This window comes from thiotrophic endosymbiont of Bathymodiolus puteoserpentis (Logatchev) (assembly GCF_900127505.1).
Classification (GTDB): domain Bacteria; phylum Pseudomonadota; class Gammaproteobacteria; order PS1; family Pseudothioglobaceae; genus Thiodubiliella.
Genome location: NZ_UEXF01000031.1, coordinates 76,375 through 97,511, shown reverse-complemented (window position 1 = coordinate 97,511; position 21,137 = coordinate 76,375). Strand labels below are relative to the sequence as shown.

The 21,137-nt window shown below is 38.3% G+C and carries 16 protein-coding genes; 8 read left to right on the top strand and 8 right to left on the bottom strand.

What is annotated here, in order from left to right; translation table 11 throughout:
• The 3 genes from BHECKSOX2_RS05665 to nudE all read right to left on the bottom strand — a co-directional run.
• On the bottom strand, positions 1-8,757 hold an 8,757-nt coding region (locus tag BHECKSOX2_RS05665), incomplete at its 3' end, for a hemagglutinin repeat-containing protein (RefSeq protein ID WP_139682821.1).
• 261 nt (positions 8,758-9,018) lie between these two features.
• Positions 9,019-9,687, bottom strand: coding sequence for a leucyl/phenylalanyl-tRNA--protein transferase (aat, locus tag BHECKSOX2_RS05660; protein ID WP_139682820.1), 669 nt, complete (start codon positions 9,685-9,687; stop codon positions 9,019-9,021).
• 35 nt (positions 9,688-9,722) lie between these two features.
• Positions 9,723-10,268, bottom strand: a complete 546-nt coding sequence (nudE, locus tag BHECKSOX2_RS05655; RefSeq protein WP_090717214.1) for an ADP compounds hydrolase NudE — start codon at positions 10,266-10,268, stop codon at positions 9,723-9,725.
• A gap of 66 nt (positions 10,269-10,334) precedes the next feature.
• Here nudE and BHECKSOX2_RS05650 point away from each other — a divergent pair, with 66 nt between their 5' ends.
• Positions 10,335-11,291, top strand: a complete 957-nt coding sequence (locus tag BHECKSOX2_RS05650; protein WP_245391328.1) for an MBL fold metallo-hydrolase — start codon at positions 10,335-10,337, stop codon at positions 11,289-11,291.
• A 92-nt stretch (positions 11,292-11,383) separates the two neighbouring features.
• Here the strand turns inward: BHECKSOX2_RS05650 and BHECKSOX2_RS05645 are convergent, their stop codons facing one another.
• The 4 genes from BHECKSOX2_RS05645 to BHECKSOX2_RS05630 all read right to left on the bottom strand — a co-directional run bounded on the left by BHECKSOX2_RS05645 (position 11,384) and on the right by BHECKSOX2_RS05630 (position 13,621).
• On the bottom strand, positions 11,384-11,623 hold the full coding sequence (locus BHECKSOX2_RS05645) for a glutaredoxin family protein (RefSeq protein ID WP_139682818.1): 240 nt from the start codon (positions 11,621-11,623) through the stop codon (positions 11,384-11,386).
• Positions 11,620-12,687 (bottom strand): 3-isopropylmalate dehydrogenase, encoded by a 1,068-nt coding sequence (gene leuB, locus BHECKSOX2_RS05640; RefSeq protein WP_139682817.1) that lies wholly within the window; start codon positions 12,685-12,687, stop codon positions 11,620-11,622. Before leuB ends, BHECKSOX2_RS05645 begins: the two co-directional genes overlap by 4 nt.
• 112 nt (positions 12,688-12,799) lie before the next feature.
• Positions 12,800-12,964, bottom strand: coding sequence for a rubredoxin (locus BHECKSOX2_RS05635; RefSeq protein WP_139682816.1), 165 nt, complete (start codon positions 12,962-12,964; stop codon positions 12,800-12,802).
• A 57-nt stretch (positions 12,965-13,021) separates the two neighbouring features.
• Positions 13,022-13,621 (bottom strand): peroxiredoxin, encoded by a 600-nt coding sequence (locus BHECKSOX2_RS05630; RefSeq protein WP_139682815.1) that lies wholly within the window; start codon positions 13,619-13,621, stop codon positions 13,022-13,024.
• A 109-nt stretch (positions 13,622-13,730) separates the two neighbouring features.
• Between BHECKSOX2_RS05630 and cysS the strand changes: the two genes are divergently transcribed.
• From cysS to BHECKSOX2_RS05595, 7 genes are all read left to right on the top strand, one after another.
• On the top strand, positions 13,731-15,146 hold the full coding sequence (cysS, locus tag BHECKSOX2_RS05625) for a cysteine--tRNA ligase (protein WP_139682828.1): 1,416 nt from the start codon (positions 13,731-13,733) through the stop codon (positions 15,144-15,146).
• Entirely contained in the window at positions 15,121-15,819 is a 699-nt protein-coding gene (yrfG, locus tag BHECKSOX2_RS05620) for a GMP/IMP nucleotidase (protein ID WP_139682814.1), read from the top strand. The genes cysS and yrfG overlap by 26 nt, the downstream gene beginning before the upstream one ends.
• A gap of 126 nt (positions 15,820-15,945) precedes the next feature.
• Positions 15,946-16,614, top strand: a complete 669-nt coding sequence (locus tag BHECKSOX2_RS05615) for an NYN domain-containing protein (RefSeq protein ID WP_139682813.1) — start codon at positions 15,946-15,948, stop codon at positions 16,612-16,614.
• A 1-nt stretch (position 16,615) separates the two neighbouring features.
• The gene (locus tag BHECKSOX2_RS05610; protein ID WP_090717186.1) at positions 16,616-17,092 is read left to right on the top strand and encodes a metallophosphoesterase family protein; all 477 of its coding nucleotides are present in this window, start codon (positions 16,616-16,618) and stop codon (positions 17,090-17,092) included.
• 71 nt (positions 17,093-17,163) lie between these two features.
• Positions 17,164-18,408, top strand: coding sequence for a 6-phosphofructokinase (locus tag BHECKSOX2_RS05605; RefSeq protein WP_090717185.1), 1,245 nt, complete (start codon positions 17,164-17,166; stop codon positions 18,406-18,408).
• A gap of 20 nt (positions 18,409-18,428) precedes the next feature.
• On the top strand, positions 18,429-18,983 hold the full coding sequence (locus BHECKSOX2_RS05600; RefSeq protein ID WP_139682812.1) for a hypothetical protein: 555 nt from the start codon (positions 18,429-18,431) through the stop codon (positions 18,981-18,983).
• Positions 18,984-19,056: 73 nt separating this feature from the next.
• A complete protein-coding gene (locus BHECKSOX2_RS05595) occupies positions 19,057-20,217 on the top strand; it encodes a hypothetical protein (RefSeq protein ID WP_139682811.1) in 1,161 nt (386 codons plus the stop codon).
• A 531-nt stretch (positions 20,218-20,748) separates the two neighbouring features.
• On the opposite strand, the gene BHECKSOX2_RS05590 is transcribed toward BHECKSOX2_RS05595, so the two are convergent.
• On the bottom strand, positions 20,749-21,137 hold a 389-nt coding region (locus BHECKSOX2_RS05590), incomplete at its 5' end, for an IS30 family transposase (RefSeq protein ID WP_139682827.1).

Sequence of the window (21,137 nt, the reverse complement as noted above, 5' to 3'; positions counted from 1 at the left end):
TTCAGGGGTATTCGTTTGCTCAGTTTCCGTTTGCTCAGTTACAGTGTTATCCTCTTGTTGTTGATCTGGTGTTTCGTTGTTGTCTTGCTCGCTTGAAGGTTCATCTTGTGAATTTTCATTGGGCGTTTTATTGTTGTCTTGCTCAACTGGGGTGCTCTTTTCAGGGGTATTCGTTTGCTCAGTTTCCGTTTGCTCAGTTACAGTGTTATCCTCTTGTTGTTGATCTGGTGTTTCGTTGTTGTCTTGCTCGCTTGAAGGTTCATCTTGTGAATTTTCATTGGGCGTTTTATTGTTGTCTTGCTCAACTGGGGTGCTCTTTTCAGGTGCAGTGGCTTGTGTGCTGGTTGGTCTTTTTATATGGGTTTGACCAACAATTTTATTTTTTAAAGATCGCACACCTCTTCCTAAGCCCTTCCTAACTCTTTTAGGTGCAACAGGTCCTATGGATCCGCCTTGATAGACTTTATTAATACCTTCATAACCAAGTGCACTTTGAATTGTTGCTGTTATGTTGGTACTGCTAGAGCTTTCGTCTGTACGAGTTTTCACCTTAGAGGTGGTGATTGTTCCTTGAACTTCTAGGCCGCTTTGATCCACATCGGCTGAATTTAATTCTACATTGCCACCTACTTTTAAATTTAATGTGCCAGATATACCACTTCTTTGATCAATCACTAGATTGTCTTTCTTTTCTGAGCTAGATTTAACAAATAAACCTGATCCTGCAATCATTGTGGCGGTATCCACTCCCATGCCCCCTCTGGATCTAGCATTGCCCGCTTTAAAAGATTTTTTGTTAACCCCTGCAGGCGTGCCACCACCCACAGTCATTTTGTATTTTTGAATATCTTCTCGGATAATATCAGCCCTGCTTTCTACTTTTAAATTGCCGCCAATATTGCCCTCTACTGTGCCACCAGAGTTAAGATTTGCACCCGCAAGAAGCACATCACCTTTAACATTTAGTGTGGTTTTGTTCTTGATATTAAAAGTCGCATTTTGATTAGTTACATTGTTTATTTTTTTATGGTTCTTTTCTAAACCAACATGAAAATTGGCACCATTATTTCCCTTGCCTGCGGAAAATTCAACCGCAACATCTAACCTAAATTTACTATTGTCTTCTTTGTGGGTACTTTGTGCGGACTCAATGGTTAATTCTTTGGCATCAATATTCAATGAATCAGCATCAACTTGTGTGCCAATAAAATGCGCTTTATTTTTAGCATTAACAGTTAAGTTCTTACTCTTAATTGATCCGCCTGTAACCGTAGTTATATTAATGTCTTTTCTAATCCTAGTCACTCTAAGTCCGAAATTACCATGAACGCCAGATGCTCCTCCTCCACCACCAATATCAGCACCGCCACCATCGGTTTTTTCTTTTTCAATCGTGGTGCTTGTGAGTCCTTCAAAAACCACATTATCACCTGACAAAGAAACATCTGATTTTGTTTCTATATTGGTTCCTTGTAATCTTAAGTCGCCGTCGCCAGAAGAAATATTGATCGCACCCCCAGATTTAATCGTGGAAGCCACTCCTGTGGTTGCGACCTTGGATTTTGTGCTCTCCATATGATTTGCACTTGCACTAACACTACCACCCGTTAAAGTCAACTCAACACTTACACTGCCACTAAAATCAGTATCGCTGCTGTCTGATAGAACGGTTGTTGTGTTGGTGGCTTGCTTAAAATCAACCCCCTTGGCACCATAAATATCAATACCGCCTGTTGATTCAAAGTTTGTGCCTTCTAATGATACTTTGTTGGTGGTATTGATTTTAATATTGCCACCACTTTTAAAGCTGCCAACAACAGCAGTGCTAGACACCGTTTTGTCTTTCTTGCTGCTCAAATAACCAGTAACACCTGCAGTAGCCTCAGCTGTGGCATCAACACTTAATGTTGCTGTGCCGCCAGTATTGTCGCTTTCATCTAATTGTTCGGTAATATTATTGGCTTGACTATTCGTATAATCCGCTGCATTTATAACAATATCGCCCGACGCCTCATAGTTGGTACCCACATCTCTAATGGCACCCTCAACATCATAGGTAATGCCTCCTTTTGATTTAAAATTCGTGGTGATTGATGTGATGGAGTTGGTTCTACTCTTGCTGTTTGCATTATCATTTGTAATGGTTGTTTGTATTGAGGGGGGTGCCAATGAAATAGAAACTTGAGGATCGTCTTCTGTTCCTAACTTATTGTTATTAAGCAACTCTTTCGCATTCATGCCAGATCTTTCATCTGTTTTCGTATCTGTTTCATCTTCGTTATTAGCATGCTTAATTGCACCGTCTATAGACGATCCCATGCCGTTGTTGGTCACACCGTAGCTAATGCCCACTGCAACACTTTGCTCCTTTTTAGATAATTTTTGAATATTCTTGGCTGCATAATTGTGAACAGATTTGGCTTTAATCATAATCCCCTCTCCTGCAAAAGCCTGGGTGCCCTCATTTTCAATACTGTTGTTGGCCACTATTACCAGATTGCCTGCAGCATTCAATCTAGAAGTTCGTGCTTGCCTTTGATAAGAAGAATCTTCGGAATCGGTAACCGTAAGCTTAGAGCCCACACTGGCGTTATCAACATCTACATTGGCTGAAAGTGTTAGCTTTACCTCGGATGTATCTTCGTTCATTTTTGACTCATCATAAACTGCCTTAAACTTAACATCGTTGGCCTTTACCACTAAATCTCCTTTGGAATCCAATGTAGCGCCTTCAAAATTTGCTGTATTTTCTGCAAAAATAACAACATTGTCGCCACTAATATTTGATCCTATGTGTGTTGTGTCTACTTTAGAGGTGTTGGTGGTGGTGGTAGTGAATGAGAGCGTAACATTTGCCGTTCTTTCTCCCTCATCAGCATCTGTACTAAATCCAAATTCTTTTTTCTTAACGGTTGTGTTTTCTGTATCGGTCAATTTTTGTGCTGTGATATTGACATCACCTTGTGTGCTACCTAAGATAACTCTTGCCTGACTTGTTATATTTGCCCCTTCAATATTAAGATTTTTTTGAGCGATTATGCTGAGATCGCCATCAGCTTGAATGTTGGATTGAACAGCTGTTTGTGTTGTTGTAGTGGTTGTGGTTTCCGTGGAATTTAAACCTAAAAAACCAGAACTACTGTGTGAAGTAGAATAGGTGCTTTTTTCTAGGGTAATATTTTTGATATTTACCTCGCCATCCGTTCGAATATTTATACCGCCCCCAGAAATAATATCACTGGCCGTCACATTTAAATCATTTTTGGTTTTAATGCTAAGCCCTGTAGTGGCACTAATTGTAGTCTTGTCTAGAAATTCTTCATGATAATTATTCACTGTGCCATGACGCACTTTCAAGGTTTCAAGATTAATATTACCACCTACATCTAATATGACCGTGCCACCACTAATTTTTCCAGAAATAACATCAAGGTCGTTTTTTGTCGTAATTGACAAAGAATCTGATTTAATCTCTCCCCCAGCATTCAATAGATAAGTAACATCAATATTGGTATTGCCAGTCGCCATTATCATAGCGTCATTTGCTTTAAATTTTGTGGGGATATATAGCCTTGGCACCCTAACAACTTCACCGGAGGCAACTTTTTGATATACTTCCCAAATAATGGGCTTATCAAGAGAGGCAATTTGACTGTCTGTTAATGGCATGCCATATACAGGAATTGTCATAACGTGCATTGGCTTAGATTTAACTGGCGTACCATCAGGAGATAGCTTACTCACCTTATCAGGAGGTAGCTTACTCGCCTTAATGAACTCTGCAGCATTATCATAAAGAGTCTGCATCATGGTGAAGTCGTCACCATATTCTAGATACGAAACTGCGTTTAACCTTTGCGCTTGTTTTTTAATTAATTGTATTTCAAAATCTGTATTGCCTAGTTTTCTGGTGGTGTCTTTTATTCTTAATTTTTCAGCCAAATAATTAATATCCAGTTGCGAACGCTCATCTGTAACATATAAAGCGTTTTTTTCATAAAGATATTGGGCGTTAGAATCTTGTGCTGGCAAATAAAGACCATAAGGATTAGTTGGTAAAGATTCTGTAACATTGCCCACCATAGATGCGTCATATTGTGCTTCGGTATATTCAATCCCTGTTGCCTCGTTATTGGGCTCAACCTCTTCTTCTTCTATTGTTTTATCGGGTTCTGCAACCTTAGTATCCTCTATCTTCTCATCATCTTCTTTAGGCGGTGCTTCCGGTGAGTCATCTTCTGTGTTTTGTGTTTTTTTACTAAGCTCTTGATCCGACAATGCGTTATTTCTTTCACCTGTGTATAGAGAACCAGTCTCTATCACGATATTTTTTGCAAATAATCCTGCTTTTATTGAACTCCCCTTTAGCTTCTCTCTAACAGTACTTTCTGTAATTATTGTTACCCTAGGCCGTCGCTCCCAACATATGATAAACGGTTTAGTACACACCTGTCTGGTACGAAATATTACGGTTTTGGTAATCTTAAATAAACCAACTGATTGATTAGTTACTTTACTGTTGAGCACATTGCTAATTAAATTAAGGGTATTTGTAGCACTTAGTGTCCCTCCTATATTTTGAATTTCCTTAAAGCCTAAGATGTTTAAATTTCCCTGAATGGCTGATATGGTAGGTCTGTCATTATCAGGATCAAATTCATCAAGGTATTCCTCATGAAATACCTTTATTAATTGTTCCGTTATTTCATTATCAGCTTTACTAATGGTACTAATTATTCGAGAAACGAGCACTGGTTCATCTTTTTTGCCATAGTTGTTGGCACTTGAAATGGTATTAACCACTTTCTTGGCAACGATTAGAATATCCTTACTTTCAATATCACCTTGATTAATTAATTCCATCTCCCCTACAATAGAATCAACATTTGATGACGGCGTTAACGCACCTTCACTGTGTGCCATTCTTAACTGTGTTTGAGCACTAATACAACCGTTGCTAGCAACACAACCCTTGCCCGTATTGTGGATATAGTTAGGTGCCACTAAATCTAATGTCTCGTCAGAATAAATAAACCCTTTGTTGTCAATATTGCCAGAAATACCCAAATGCTTAAAACCTGTTATAGCAGCGTTTACAGCTATGCTAATAAGCGTTGCCTTGAGTGTTAAATTACCAAGAGATGATATTGCTGAATGTTCGAAGATAACGATATTCTTATCCACCTTGATGCTATTATCCACCTCACTGCCAGTTAATAATATCATTGCCTTCTTACCTTCTTTCGGGAGGTCTGGTGAGGATTTCGTTCCAAGTGTGAGCGTATCAACCACATCCAAGTGAAATCCTGCACTGGATTTTAAAGTTCCCCTAAGATCAAGTTTGTTAATAGCCCAATTAATTCCTTTTGCAATAAAGCCATCGACAATATTAACATTAAAAATACCTGTAGCGTTTTTGACAATGTTAAAATTATTCCCAGCATAAAATGCGTATTGACTTTTTATGTCCAATGTCGCTATTTTATTGTCCTGAGTCTTTTTCTGTATCGTTAGATTATTCGTACTCTTTACACTGCCATTATTAACAAAAGTATCCACGGTAAAAGTAGAATCAACAGCCAATATCTTACTGTTTGTGTCGTTGTTAATGTTATCTGCCGTTACCTCTAATGTGGTGCCTTTAACATATCCCTTGTTGTTCAGTGTTGTTGTTGTTATATCAAGTGTGTCATCAATAAAAATTCGAGCACCTTCTTTATTGTCTAATACTGTCTTTATCTCAAGCGTTGCCTTCTTGGCAGAAATGTCTTTCTGGTTATTTAGTGTATTAGCAGAAATAGTTAACTCATCTGCTGAAAATAACAATCCTTGGTTGTTTACTGCAAGACCATTGTCTGCACCCTTAGTCTGTTTGATGGTTAATTGGTTGTTGGCTGAGATTTGTGCACTTTCTGCATTATTTAGTGTTTTGCCTATAGTTAGCGTGGTTTTTTTAGCAGCAATATTTTTTTCGTTATTGAGTGTACTGGCAGCAATATTGAGCTCATCTTTTGAAAGCAACAAACCTTTGTTGTTCACTGTCAACAATTGATTGGCTGGAGCATTATCGGTTTGCTTGACGCTCAATTGACTGTCAGCAGAAATTTGAGCATTGTCTTTATTATCTAGTGTGTTGTCTATATTTAATGTTATTTCATTGGCGGAGATATAGCCACTATTATCAAGTGTGTTGGCAAAAACAGTTAAGTTGCCTGTTGATGGGGTAGATTGAGTAGCACCATCAGTAGAGGTGATATTTAGACTGCTTCTTAAGGCTAGCAAACCTGCATTAATAACTTCTAAAAGTTTTGTTGGCAATACACTAACCGTTTGTTTAATGATTAATTGCTCATCAGCAAGGATTCTGGCATTGGCTTTATTGTTCACGCTTGTATCAACATTGAGTGTTACTTTGTTAGCAACAATATTTTTTTTGTTATTGAGTCTATCGGCAAAAATACCTAACACATCTTTTGAATACAACAACCCTTTGTTGTCCACGACTAAATTATTAGATGTGGTGCTATTAGATGTAGTGCTGTCAGCAAAGGTTAGGGTATTTTTAATGATCAATTGACTATCAGCAGAGATTTGAGCATTGTTTTTATTGCTTAGCTTCTTGCCTATATTTAAGGTTATTTCATTGGCAGAGATATAGCCACTATTATCAAGTGTGTTGGCAGAGATTGTTAAGTTGCCTGTTGACGGAGTGGATTGAGTAGTGCCATTAGCAGAAGCGATATTTAAACTGCTTTTCAATGCCAGCAATCCTGCGTTAATAACTTCTAAAAACTTTGTTGACAATGCATTAGCAGTTTGTTTGATGGTTAATTGCTCGTCGGCAAGGATTTTAGCACCTGCTTGGTTGCTCAATTTTGAGTCAACATTCAGAGTTATTTTGTTAGCAGAAAGATTGCCTTTATTATCAAATGTGTCAGCAGAGATCGTTAAACTGCCTGTTGATGGTGCACTATTTGATTGCTCGGTATCAGCGATATTTAAGCTGCTTTTCAATGCCAACAATCCTGCGTTAATAACCGCTAAAATCCCGTCTGATAGTGTATTGATAACGAGTCGACTGTCAACAAGGATCTGAGCATTCTTTGCATTCGTGAATGTCTTGCCTATACTCAGCAACGCCTCACCAGCAACAATGTTTTTCTGATTGTCAAACTTAGTAGCATCAATAGCCAGCTGATTAGCAGCAAACATATTGCCACTATTAGTTACTTCGGTAGCCTTAATCCTTATGTCTTTATTAGCAAGTAACACGCCCTGAGAGGTGAGTTGACTTGCATTTATTGTGATACTTTCCTCTTGAGAATTTAACTTGGCATCCTTTCCTATTTTTAAATCACCTTGTGTCGTTATTTGGATATTTTTTTTGGTGCCCAAAAGTGCATTATCCATATCCACCGATTGACTCGATATACTTAACTTGCCCTCATTGACATTAAATTTAACCCTATTGTTGCTATCTGCCCCTTGGATACTAACAGTTTTTGCCTTAATATCAATACTTTCTTTGGCAATATATTGAACTTTGTTTAAAGCCTTATAATCGCCATTAACCACATTAATATTGATATTTTTCGCAAAACGAACGCCACCCTGTTGGGCGGTATCACTAATCAAATCATTCGCTGTAATATTTAGATTGTTCTTGGCCCCTATAGATTGAACAGCGATTTCTACTTTTTTCCCTGCATTGATATCAATATTGTTGGCGTAAAAATGATTGTCTGAGTTTGACTCTGAGCTTGAATTTGAGTTTGAGTTTGACTCTGTTGCTTTTTCCTCTTCAACAGATTCAGGCGTATAGATATTAATAGACTGATCAGAGGTGAGAATAATGTCATTTTTAGAGCTGAGTATGCCCGCAATTTCAATATCACCCTCAGCAGTAAAAACAATATCATCCGTTGAAGTTGCCATATTAGAGTCAACTTTAACCCCCACATTCTTACCGTGAGATATCAGATGGATTCTGTTTGCATACATACCACCAACTACCGAGGCATCGATGGCATAACGGGGGTCATTGTCATTGTCACCCTCGTCTACACCAGATGATAGGCGTGCTAAATAAGAAAACTTACTTTTACCACCCACTATCAACATATTTTTGGCGTTAATAACGCCATTAATACTAACGCCCTTAGCAATAATATCAAGAACATCAACCGTCTTAGCGTCTAAACCATTACTGTCAATATTGATATTGCCTTTATTGATATCAAAACTTAAATTACCTTCGTTAAACTTCGGTATACCTGTGGTCAAGGTTGCTCTTGAGGTGTTAATAAAACCACAACCATTACAGGTAACACCATAAGGATTAGCAATAATAACACCCGCTTTATTGCCAACCACCTCTAAAAAGCCAGCGATATTGGACGTTTTTCCGGAAACAACTTCATTCAAAATAAGGCTTGCCGACCCCCCGTTTAATAAAGCAGGATTGCCAATCACAGAGGCAGCCAGATCAGATCGTCTAGCTTCCCCTTTCCCATCGTTAAAGTTTATAAAGACAGCGCCATTTTGATTAACATCAAAGCTGTTATAACGATTATGTGATAAACCGTTTTTATTAGGTGTAGCAATATAAATGAGTTGCGTTTTCTGATTTCTTGCCTTTACTACCGTTGTAGATTTATCATGAGACTGAATAAGAGCGGCAAACACCCAACCAGGGAAGCTGGTAATGATTATATTAAAACAAAGAAAGTAGGTAAACCCTCTTTTTAAATGGAGCATAAATTCCAAAATATTAATTCACTGTCTCTTAAAGGCTCATAAAAGAGCTTTGATTTTACCGACAATAAAAATCAATAATGCTACTTTTGTATTCAGCGTTACAAGCAAATCTGATATTTTGCTACGCTAAACAAGAATAGCTGTTTTTATATAAGGTCTTTTGGAGCCTTTGCATAATTCATAATCTATCACCGTAATTCCATTTTTTAGATCGTAAGGTCCGATAATTATGAAAGCCCATGCCATTAATTTTATAACTATTTATTTTAACAGCAATTTATCTAATTTTTTGATGAATACATTACGCTCAATGTTGTAAGCACCTAGGCTTTTTAAATGCGCATTTTCCACTTGACAATCAATCAATTCATATCCCATATTTTGTACCAAATACACAAAGGCTATTTTTGAAGCATTACTCACTAAAGAAAACATCGACTCACCAAAAAATACCTTGCCCATACTCACACCATACAATCCGCCCACTAACTTGAGATCTTGATACACTTCAACTGACTTTACCACGCCTTGAGTGTGTAATTCAGTGTAAGCACGCACCATATTTTCATCAATCCAAGTGCTGTCTTGGTCTTTGCGCTTAATACTTTTACAATGATAAATAACACTGTCAAAATCGTTGTTGATTTTGATTTCAAATTGCTTTGAATGTAGCACTTTATCTAAACTTTTAGAAATATGCAGTGCCTCAGGCGTAATAACCATGCGTGGGTTTGGTGAGTACCACAGCACAGGTTCATTTTCCCCATACCAAGGGAAAATTCCCTGTTGGTAAGCGTTAATTAATCGCTTAGATGACAAATCATCACCAATAGCAATCAAGCCATTTGGCTCGTCTAATGCTAAATCAATATCAGGGAAAGGCGCACCCTGAGAAGTAAGAAAAAATTCCTCAGGAATAACAAGATTCATATGTAATTACCTAGCAAATGTTTCGTTTTATGCACTTACTGGTTTTTAATGATTTCTTTTGCCATGTAAAGTGCTGCAATGGTTCTGGCTTCGGTTAAATCTTGGTTATACACCAACTGTTCTAAATCAGACAATTTGTGTTTGACCACTTCTAATGGCTCAGGCTCATCACCTTGTGCACTGTCTTCATATAAATCCTGTGCTAAAATAACATGAGTAAAGTTTGACTGATAGCCTGGCGCCAAAGTCATGGTTTTCACAAACGAAAGCTGTCTTGCACCATAACCAATTTCTTCAATTAACTCTCTGTTAGCAGCCTCAATCGGAGATTCGCCTGCATCAATTTTACCTTTGGTCAATGCTAACTCATATCTGTGGGTACCGCCAGAATATTCGTAAATCATCAACACTGTATCATCATCTAGCATTGGAATTACCAACACAGCGCCTTCTCCAGATGGCTTTAGGCGTTCGTATTGTCGCTTCTCTCCATTGGAGAACTCAATATCCATTGATTGAATATTGAAAAATTTTGTTGTGGCAATGTTTACTACATTGAACATCTTAGGTTTTTGTCGCATGCGCATATTATGCCACTTAGAATTTGAATGGGCGATATAATGCAATCTATTTTTGAGAAAAAAACAATGAAAAAACTACTATTAATATTAACTGCCGTATTTTTAGTGACTACCGTCATCTGGTTATCACAGAGTTCAGAAAAGTATAGATTTGACAAAATCGCCGATAATGTTTATGTTATACATGGTCCACTTGACGAGCCTAATCCAGAAAATCGTGGATTTATGAACAACCCTGGGCTAATCGTTGGCAAAAGTGGCGCAGTCATTGTTGATCCAGGGAGTACTTATCAAGTTGGAAGGATGGTACTTAAAAAAGTCAAAGTAATTACTGATAAGCCAATTGTTGCTGTTTTTAACACCCATGTCCATGGCGACCACTGGCTCGGCAATCAGGCAATTATTGAACAATATCCTAAGGTCAAAATCTACGCCCATCCTAATATGATTGAGCAAGCCAAATCTGGTGAAGGTGAACGCTGGGTAAAGTTAATGCATGATTTAACCAAGGGCGCATCTGATGGCACAAAACCTACTTATCCAACTAAGGCTAGCACACACTTGAAAGTCGTTAATGCAGGCGGTGAGGCTTTTAAAATTCACCATAATATTACTGGGGTAGCACATACCAATACCGACATTATGGTTGAGCATATCAAGAGTAAAACTTTATTTATGGGTGACAATGGCTTACTACACAGACACGGACGATTTGACAACACTTCTGATATGCACGGCAATATCAAAGTATTAGAGTATGCAATTAATTTAGACTTAGATTATTATGTTCCTGGCCACGGCCCAACTGGCAATGCAAAAAGCACCGTACAACCCTTCTTAAGTTATTTACGCATCGTGCGTGACGAAGTCAAAAAAGGTTATGCAAAAGACTTGGCCGACTATGAAATCAAGCCACTTGCTGATAAAAAATTAACACCTTATCATGATTGGCACGGCTACAAAAGCAACATGGGCAAACATATTGGAAAAATGCTTAGCGAGATTGAAAACTTAGACGAATAATTTTTAAAATTACCTTAAATCCTGATTTTTATCAAAACCAAAGCGTATAACAAATGACTGCTTTAAAAGTTTCTAATGAAAAACGGAGCTTATCAGTCAAAAAATCCGTCCATATGTAACTCAGTAAGGTCGCTAAAACCCCCAATGTGTTTGTCGTCAATCACAATTTGTGGCACCATTCTAGCGCCACTGGTTACCTCAGAAAACTCCGCCATTAAGGCACGATCCTCATCAATCATTTTTTGTTCAAAGGGCAGATTCCATTTGTTTAATAGGACTTTAGTTTTGACGCAAATCGGACAAGTATGAGTGGAATAAACTACGATTTTCATAAAGCCTCTACGACTAAATCACCCATCTCATCAGTGCCAACAACCGTATCACTCTCAGAGGCGATATCTTGTGTGCGATAGCCTTTATCCAATACAGTATTAACTGCTGCCTCAATTTTTTCTGCCAATGCTACTTGATTAAGTGAATATCTGAGCATCATTGCTACTGACAAAATAGTTGCCAATGGGTTTGCCAAATCTTGCCCTGCAATATCAGGTGCACTACCGTGAATAGGCTCGTACATACCAAAACCCTCTTTATTTAGCGAAGCCGATGGTAGCATACCAATTGAACCTGTGAGCATTGCTGCGCAATCGCTCAACACATCACCAAATAAATTACTGGTTACCATCACATCAAATTGCTTAGGGGCTTTAACGAGTTGCATAGCAGCATTGTCTACATACATATGCGAAAGCTCCACACCTGGGTAATCTTTTGCCACCTCAATCATGGTTTCTCGCCAAAGCTCACACACTTCTAACACATTAGCCTTATCTACTGAACAAACACGCTTATTGCGAAGTTGTGCAATTTTAAATGCTGAATGCCCAATCCTCTCAATTTCAGATTTAAAATAAGTTGCCGTATTAAAGCCGTATTTTTCACCATCACGCACTTCAACGCCACGCGGTTGTCCAAAATAAATGCCAGCCACCAACTCACGCACAATCATCAAGTCTAAGCCAGAGACAACCTCCTCCTTAAGCGTTGAGGCACTAGCAAGTTGTGGATATAAAATCGCAGGACGCAAGTTAGAGAACAAATCCAACTCAGCACGCAAACCCAAAAGTCCTCGTTCTGGACGCAAGTCGCGCTCTAATTTCTCCCACTGATAACCACCTACTGCGCCCAACAAAATGCTGTCGCACTCATGTGCTACATCAAGCGTGGCTTGCGGCAAAGGTGAAGCGGTTTCATCATATGCACTACCACCCACCAGACCATGCACCAATGCCATGTTAAGCTCGTGATTCTCATTTAAATAATCAATAACTTTCAACGCCTGCGCAACAATTTCTTGTCCGATACCATCACCTGGCAATATAAGTACTTTTGACATTTGCTCTTCTTGATTTTTAAAATTAACTGGTATTTTACTAAATAGGACTGCGAGAAATATTTTTTATTAAAGCCTTTACATAAATAAAGGCAATCAGCAAAATGACGCTTTTTTAGATTTCCACCATTTCAAACTGATCTTTCGTCACACCACAATCAGGACACACCCAATCTTCAGGTATATCTTCCCATTTTGTACCTGGTGCAATACCCTCTTTCTCTGAGCCTTTAGCTTCATCATAGATCCAGCCACAAATCATACATTTATAAGTTTTCATTTTTTCTCCGTAAAAAAAGGGAGCGCTAACCACTCCCTTGTTGTAAAACAATTTATTTTATAGTTTGTCAGCATTCTTAGCCAAGTATTGTGCCACGCCTTCTGGTGTGTCTTTCATGCCTTCATCGCCCTTGTTCCAGCCTGCAGGACAAACTTCACCATGTGTAGTGTGGAAATCAAGAGCATCAACCATGCGTAACATGTCATCAACATTGCGACCCAGTGGCAAATCATTCACTACTTGATGACGCACATCGAAATTCTCATCAATTAAAAATGATGCACGAAGTGCCACACCTGCTGGATGAACAATACCATATGCTTCCATAATTGAATGGTTCACATCAGCAACTAAAGGAAAATCAATCTTGCCCAATCCACCATCTTTAGGTGCTGTGTTTCTCCATGCATTGTGGGTAAATTGTGAATCAATTGAAACACCAACGACTTCAACACCTTTTTCTGCAAACTGAGCCACACGGTGATGGTGTGCCAAAATCTCTGATGGACAAACAAAAGTAAAGTCCAACGGATAAAAAAACAACATAATTTTCTTGCCTTTCAGACTAGAAAGTGTAAAGTTGTCCACGATTGAACCATCTGCTAATACCGCTGCAGAAGTAAAGTCTGGTGCTTGTTGTGTTACTAAAACGCTCATAATTTTCTCCAAAATAATAATATAAAACCATTCAATTATACAATCGTAAGCATCTTTAAATCATATAAAAAATAAGGGCTTGCCTGAAATACTAAGTAAAATACCGCTTATGCTTAAAATCTACAACACGCTTAGCAAACAAAAAGAGGAGTTTAAACCCATCAACCCAGAAAAGGTCGGAATGTATGTCTGCGGAATGACAGTATATGACTATTGCCATATGGGTCATGCTCGTGTCTTGGTAATGTTTGATGTGATTGTCCGTCATTTGCGTCGTCATTTTCCTCAAGTGGAATATGTGCGTAATATTACCGATATTGATGACAAAATCATAAAGCGTGCTGTTGAAAACAAGGAAGATATTTACTCACTAACCAACCGATTCATTAATGCCATGCACGAGGATGAGCGCGCACTCAGCATCTTACCTCCTGATATTGAGCCGCGTGCAACCGATGCCATTGACCAAATGTTTTATATGATTAAGTCTTTAATTGAAAAAGGCATTGCCTATCAAGGCAAAAATGGCGATGTGTATTACTCAGTACGCAAATTTAAGAATTACGGCAAACTGAGTGGCAAAAACCTTGATGAGCTTGAAGCAGGTGCTAGAGTTGATGTGGAAACAAGCAAACAAGACCCGCTAGATTTTGTGCTATGGAAAATGGCAAAGCCTAACGAGCCAAGTTGGCAATCACCTTGGGGTGATGGTCGCCCAGGTTGGCATATTGAGTGTTCCGCAATGTCATGCACCCATCTTGGCAAACATTTTGATATTCATGGTGGCGGTATGGACTTAGCCTTTCCACATCATGAAAATGAAATTGCACAATCTGAGGGCGCTAACGATTGTACTTTTGTCAATACTTGGATGCATGTGGGGTTTGTAAATATCAATAACGAAAAAATGAGCAAATCGCTGAATAATTTTTTCACCATTCGTGGTGTATTAGAAAATTACGATGGCGAGACCTTGCGCTACTTTATTATGAGCTCGCATTATCGTAGCCCGCTTAATTTCTCTGATGAAAACTTAGACAACGCCAAGGCATCTCTAACACGCCTATACACTGCCACACGCGGATTAAGCGCCTCAGAAGCAGCAACAGAAGAAGTCTCTCAGCGTTTTGATTATGAAGCGCGATTCACAGCAGCGTTAGATGATGACTTTAATACACCAATTGCACTCAGTATTTTGTTTGAGCTCGCCAAAGTCGTCAACGCCAAGCGTGAAAAAGATAGCGACCAAGCAAATGCCTTAGGTCAACTACTGAAAAAATTGGGTGGCTATATTGGCATTCTGCAAATGGATGCTGATACCTTTTTAAAACACACCCCTCAAGGAAACACTGAAAAGAGGGGAATGGACTTGTCCGATACGCAAATTGATGCAAAAATTGAGAAGCGCAATGAGGCTAGAAACAACAAAGACTTCAACCTATCCGACCAAATTAGAGATGAGTTAGCTGAATTGGGAATTATTTTAGAAGACAATAAAAATGGCACAAACTGGCGTCGCAACTAACTTGAGGAAGGCCTTGCCTTCCTCAAAGATAGATTGGGGAGATATTGACACCATCTTACTAGATATGGATGGCACGCTATTAGACCTACATTTTGACCTACATTTTTGGATGGAATATATGCCTTTGGTATTTGCCAATAAACACAATATAACCTTTGATGAAGCCAAAGACAAACTCTATCCAATTCTACGCGCAGAAGAAGGCAAACTACATTGGTATTGTCTGGATTATTGGCAAGAAAAACTACAATTAGACATTGCTCAACTCAAAGAAGATGTGGCACATTTAATACAAATCCACCCCTTTGTATTGGAGTTTTTGGCGCAAGCCAAGACGCATAAAAAGCGTATTTATTTGGTGACTAATGCACATCGAAAAACATTGAAACTAAAAATGCGTGTAACTAATTTAGAGGCTTATTTTGACGGTATTATCTCTTCTCACGATTATAATGTTGCCAAAGAAAAACAAGAATTTTGGCAACAATTAGAAAACGAAATTAAATTTGATAAAGCAAAAAGCATCTTTTTTGATGACTCACCCTCTGTCTTAAAATCTGCCAAGCAATATGGCATTGGCACAGTCATTGCTATCAGTAAACCTAGCTCTAAAGTAAACGCCAAAGAAATTGAAGGCTTTATCAATATTGAAACTTTTGAGCATATCATATAAAGAATGGTTGACATTAATTAATAAGTTAGTATAATTACCTCCATACATAGCCCAAAGCAGAAAAGTGAAACCACTAAATAGGAGTTTCGCCAGACCTTTGGGTTTTTTTTTATTGAGAATAAAATAATTATGAGAAATGTTGCTATTCTAGTTGATGGTGATTTTTATCTAAAACTCTGTAAAGAACAATCAGATGCTAAAAAAGTTGTTAAAGGTTTAACAACACATTGTTTAAAACATATATATAACCCGTCTAAAAGTGATGATAAATACATAACAGAACCAGAAAGACTGTATCGAATATTTTTCTACGACTGCCCTCCCATTACCAAAAAATTACACCATCCAATAACAAGAAAAGCTGTTGATTTAAAAAAATCAACAACTGCATTGTTCAGGCAAGATCTACACAACCAATTAAGAAACACTAGAAATGTCGCATTAAGATTAGGTTTTCTTGATGAAAAAAATGCACGCTGGACGCTAAAAGATCCAGAGCTATCTAAAAACTTAATATCAGGAAAAATCACACATACTGATGTTATTGAAAGTGATGTAATTTATCACGCTCAACAAAAATCTGTTGATATGAAAATTGGCTTAGACATTGCCTCTATGTCATACAAAAAACAAGTCAATAAAATAATTTTAATCTCTGGCGATAGTGATTTTGTTCCTGCGGCAAAATTAGCAAGACGAGAAGGCATTGAATTTATATTAGACTCTATGAATACAACCATCAAACCTGATTTGCAAGAGCATATTGATGGTTTGAATACAACACTACTTAAATAAAGTGGCACTTAAAATAGGCATCCTATCAGATTCTCACGGCTGGATTCACCCCGATATTATCAGCTTAATGAACACCTGTGACCAAATCGTTCATGCGGGCGATATCATTGAAGAGCAAACACTCAGTGTGCTCACTCAGCCACTCACTGCTGTTCGGGGTAATAATGATAAACACATTAAACTAAAAGACATTGAAACCCTGTCGCTACCGGGCGGGAAAATAGTCATAGAACATGGTCAAGAACATGGTTGGCAAACACCGTCACACAAATCCTTACGCCAGACTCATCCCAATGCTAGAGCCATTATTTATGGACACACGCATAAACAAGTGATTGACACAGAATCTAGCCCTTGGATAATTAACCCGGGTGCATCAGGTGCGGTGCGTAATGGCGGTAGCTCTAAATGCTTAGTGTTAAGCATTAATAGTTCACAAAACTGGGAATTCACGCCACATATTTTTGAATCAATATGAGACCTTTTTTACATACGAAATTACCGTAGCAATGTATAATTAGTGGTTTTATAAGTCAAAAGGAACTAACAATGAAAAATGCTTTTTATGCACAATCTGGTGGTGTAACAGCCGTAATTAATGCGTCTGCTTGTGGTGTGATTGAAACAGCACGCAAACACTCAGATAAAATCGGCACGGTTTATGCAGGCCAAAATGGCATTATCGGTGCCTTAACTGAAAATCTAATTGACACTTCTAAAGAATCTGATGCTGACATTTCAGCACTCAAACACACACCTTCTGGTGGCTTTGGCTCTTGTCGTTACAAAATGAAATCTTTAGAAGACAACAAGGCAGAATACGAAAGATTGATTGAAGTATTTAAAGCGCATGATATCGGTTATTTCTTCTACAATGGTGGTGGCGATTCGGCAGATACTTGTTTGAAAGTTTCTCAATTGTCTGAGTCTATGGGTTACCCAATCCAAGCCATTCATGTACCAAAAACAGTTGACAACGATTTACCAGTAACAGACAACTGCCCAGGGTTTGGCTCAGTAGCAAAATACATTGCTGTTTCTACCATGGAGGCAAGTTTTGATGTGGCTTCTATGTGTGCCACTTCTACTAAAATTTTCGTATTAGAAGTTATGGGCAGACATGCGGGCTGGATTGCAGCAGCAGGTGGCTTGGTTGATGATTCAATTCCTGTGGTAATCTTGTTCCCAGAAGTAGATTTTGATGAGAAAAAATTCTTAGCCAAAGTAGATGCCAATGTTAAAGAATTTGGTTATTGCACCGTTGTGGTTTCTGAAGGCACAAAATGGGCAGACGGTCGTTTTCTTGCCGAACAAGGCACTCGCGATGACTTCGGTCACGCACAACTCGGTGGTGCAGCGCCTGTAGTTGCCAACTTAATTAAAGACGCATTAGGGCATAAATACCATTGGGCAGTAGCAGACTACTTGCAGCGTGCAGCACGCCACTTGTCTTCCAAATCTGATGTTGAACAAGCTTATGCGCTAGGTGAAGCAGCGGTAAACTTGGCAATGGAAGGCAAAAACTCCGTAATGCCTGCAGTCATTAGAACCTCAAACAACCCATACACTTGGGAGATCGGCATGGGTGAGTTAAAAGACATTGCCAATGTTGAAAAGATGATGCCGATGGATTATATTTCTGACGATGGATTTGGCATTACTGATGCGTGTCGTGAATATTTACAACCGCTTATCGAAGGTGAAGATTACCCACCATACAAAAATGGCTTGCCAGATTATGTGGTCATGAAAAAAGAGATGGTGGAAAAGAAGTTACCTTCATTTGAAGTTTAAGATTTATCTAAGAGGTTATTATGCGTTATTACAAACTATTTAGTTTAGGATTTATTGTAGCCTTACTATCCTCTTGTGGTACTTTGCCCGAACGGGTAGAGTCTGATGATATTCCAAGTTGGTGCCAAGAAGAGGAGGAAGATGTTTCTTTAATACCTTATTTAACACCTGGGATTTCTACTATTGTGCAAATTTCTGATGCCTTAGCAGATGAAAGCTTTTATGCTTGCGGTATTGCCACAGGTTCTGAAGTGGGCGCAACTAGAACAAAGGCATTAAAAAATGCCAAAGATCAAATTTACAGCCAATTGGTTGGTAGAATACTATCTAAAGTAAAACGCCATGAATTGGTTGACAACTATCAAACACAAATTCATAACAATGCTTTTGGTTATAAAATTGTTGAGTTTGAATCAATTGATATTAAGTCTGGCTATACAATGTTTTTATTAATCGAAACAAAAGGTGAAGATTTGTTTGGCACAATTGAAGCGCTAAGAAACAAAGACACTATACAACAAGATGAAGCATACAAAAAAGAACACGATAATGCCGGTTATTTTGATAACGATTAGGCTTGATTTAGGTTTAAGGGGGTTTATGTTGCGTAAGTGACATAAACCTTTTTTTTATTAAGGAGTAAGAACCATGCCAATTGGTCCAAGAGAAATTAGCGTTCCTTTTCGCCCCATCCCACTAGATGTACCCGAAGGAATGAAGCCGAATGAGTTTTTTAACTCGCCTGAGAATTTGGCAGATTTGTCCAATAATAATGGCTTGTTAGCCAATGATGAGGATTTGTTATTTTATAGAAAGGCGCTGGGGCATTCAAATGAGTTTGATTGCTCTATTATTTACAATACCTCGCAAAAAATTCTGAACCCGCTGGGCAGACCCGTTAGACGCACGCAAGTGCCTGATAATGTGAAAAATGTTTGGAATCGAATGAACCAAATTATTATCAGTTTTATGTTGGAGCAATACCCAGACCCAGAAACACACTTGGTGTTGGCAGGTGAAGCCTCATTGGATTCTACTTGGCCGATTACCTCCCCTGGTGTGCCGAGCATTAGAATGTTGCACAACCACTTTATTGTATTTGACAAACAACAACTCAAAGAAGCAAAAATAACAGATACCAACAACCCTAACTTAACCGATGGCGGGCAACACTCTTTATTTGCTACCTATATGCAAGAAGTGTATGTGGAATTTTTATCCTCATTAGATTTAAAAATACTCAAACCAATGTCTGGCGACTCTTCCAGTCTGTCACTCACAGGTTATCCACAAGGGCTAACACGCTGGGAAATACAAGGGGGTATTGACAGTTTAAAGCGCATTGAATTTTGGCATGAATACGATCAGATTCTCAAGGGTTTTTTAGATTTTTATCGCACTTTTTTTGCACAAGTGTCTAGCCGAAATTCAGGCGTGCCAAAAAACGCTTATTTTCCACAAGAAATTGAAAAGATACTGCTGTTTAACAATGGATTTTTATCTGCCGCCAAGAAAGTGCGTGACAAATGCCTTAATGATGCCAAATATGCCTCAGATATTCGTTGGCAGCCTGCATTTAAACAACTTATCTACCGTGATGACCAAGACAGATTAATTGTCACTATTTCGCAAAATTCTATCGGCAATGCAATTACTGAATTATTAGGTGTGGTGGTCAAACGCACACCCAATGCCGAAGGTTATGAGCAGTCTGAACCTGCATTAATTGAAAAATTACTCAAAGTACGATCAAGACTGATTGAAGCGGATTTGGGTTACGGGATAAAAACTAAATATTGGGATAAATAATATTCTTCCCATCTAAGCGCCGTTCAAGACTTAGGTTTGCGTCTGTTTTATTGGCAAAAAGCCGATGTTATCATTTAATTAACACCGAAGTTCCAAAAAAAAGTTTTATCAGGATAACGCCCCTAACTTAACAAAAGCCTTTTAGGCTTAAGTTAGGGCTTTACCCCCAAACCCCATCATTCAGTCAAAAAATAGTGTCGTTTTTAATAAAAACAAGGCTATAATTGATCAAGTCGGTGTCTAGTCAAGTGGGTGAACCGTATCCTGACCCTTGATTTTTCTACACACAAACCAGAAGTAAAAAATCACACCAATACACATAATACAAAAAGATGAAAACCAAATGAACTTATGTTTTAAATTTTTATTTTTGATTAAATGCCATGTCATCCAAAAAAAATAAACAGCTTGTGATGTCCATATATTATGAGTAAAAATTGAAAAATAAGCGGGGAAATCAAATTGTAAAAATACAAAAAACCAATTAAAAAATACGCGATATCCAAAATATAATTTAAATTTATGGCGAATTCAACCCATAAGTGCAACACTTCCATTTAAAAAATAGTCCTTGCCAGTCATCTTGGCAAAGACCTTAAATGGGGTCTTATACCCCAAGCATTTCCTAGGTCTATTATTCATTAAATCTGTTGCCCTAAATGCTTCTTTCTCACTCACATTATCCAAAGCCATTCGCTTAGGGAAGAATTGCCTTAACAGTCCATTGTGATTCTCGTTTAAGCCCCTTTCCCAACTATGATACGGCTTGGCAAAGTAAGTGTTACAGTCAAGATTTTCTGCTAGCTTTTCATGCCAACTAAACTCCCTGCCATTGTCAAAAGTCAAGGTTTTGACCCAATGTTTAAGTGGAGTGAGTCGTTTATTGATAGCGTCATTTGCATTTTGTGCGGTTTTGTTGA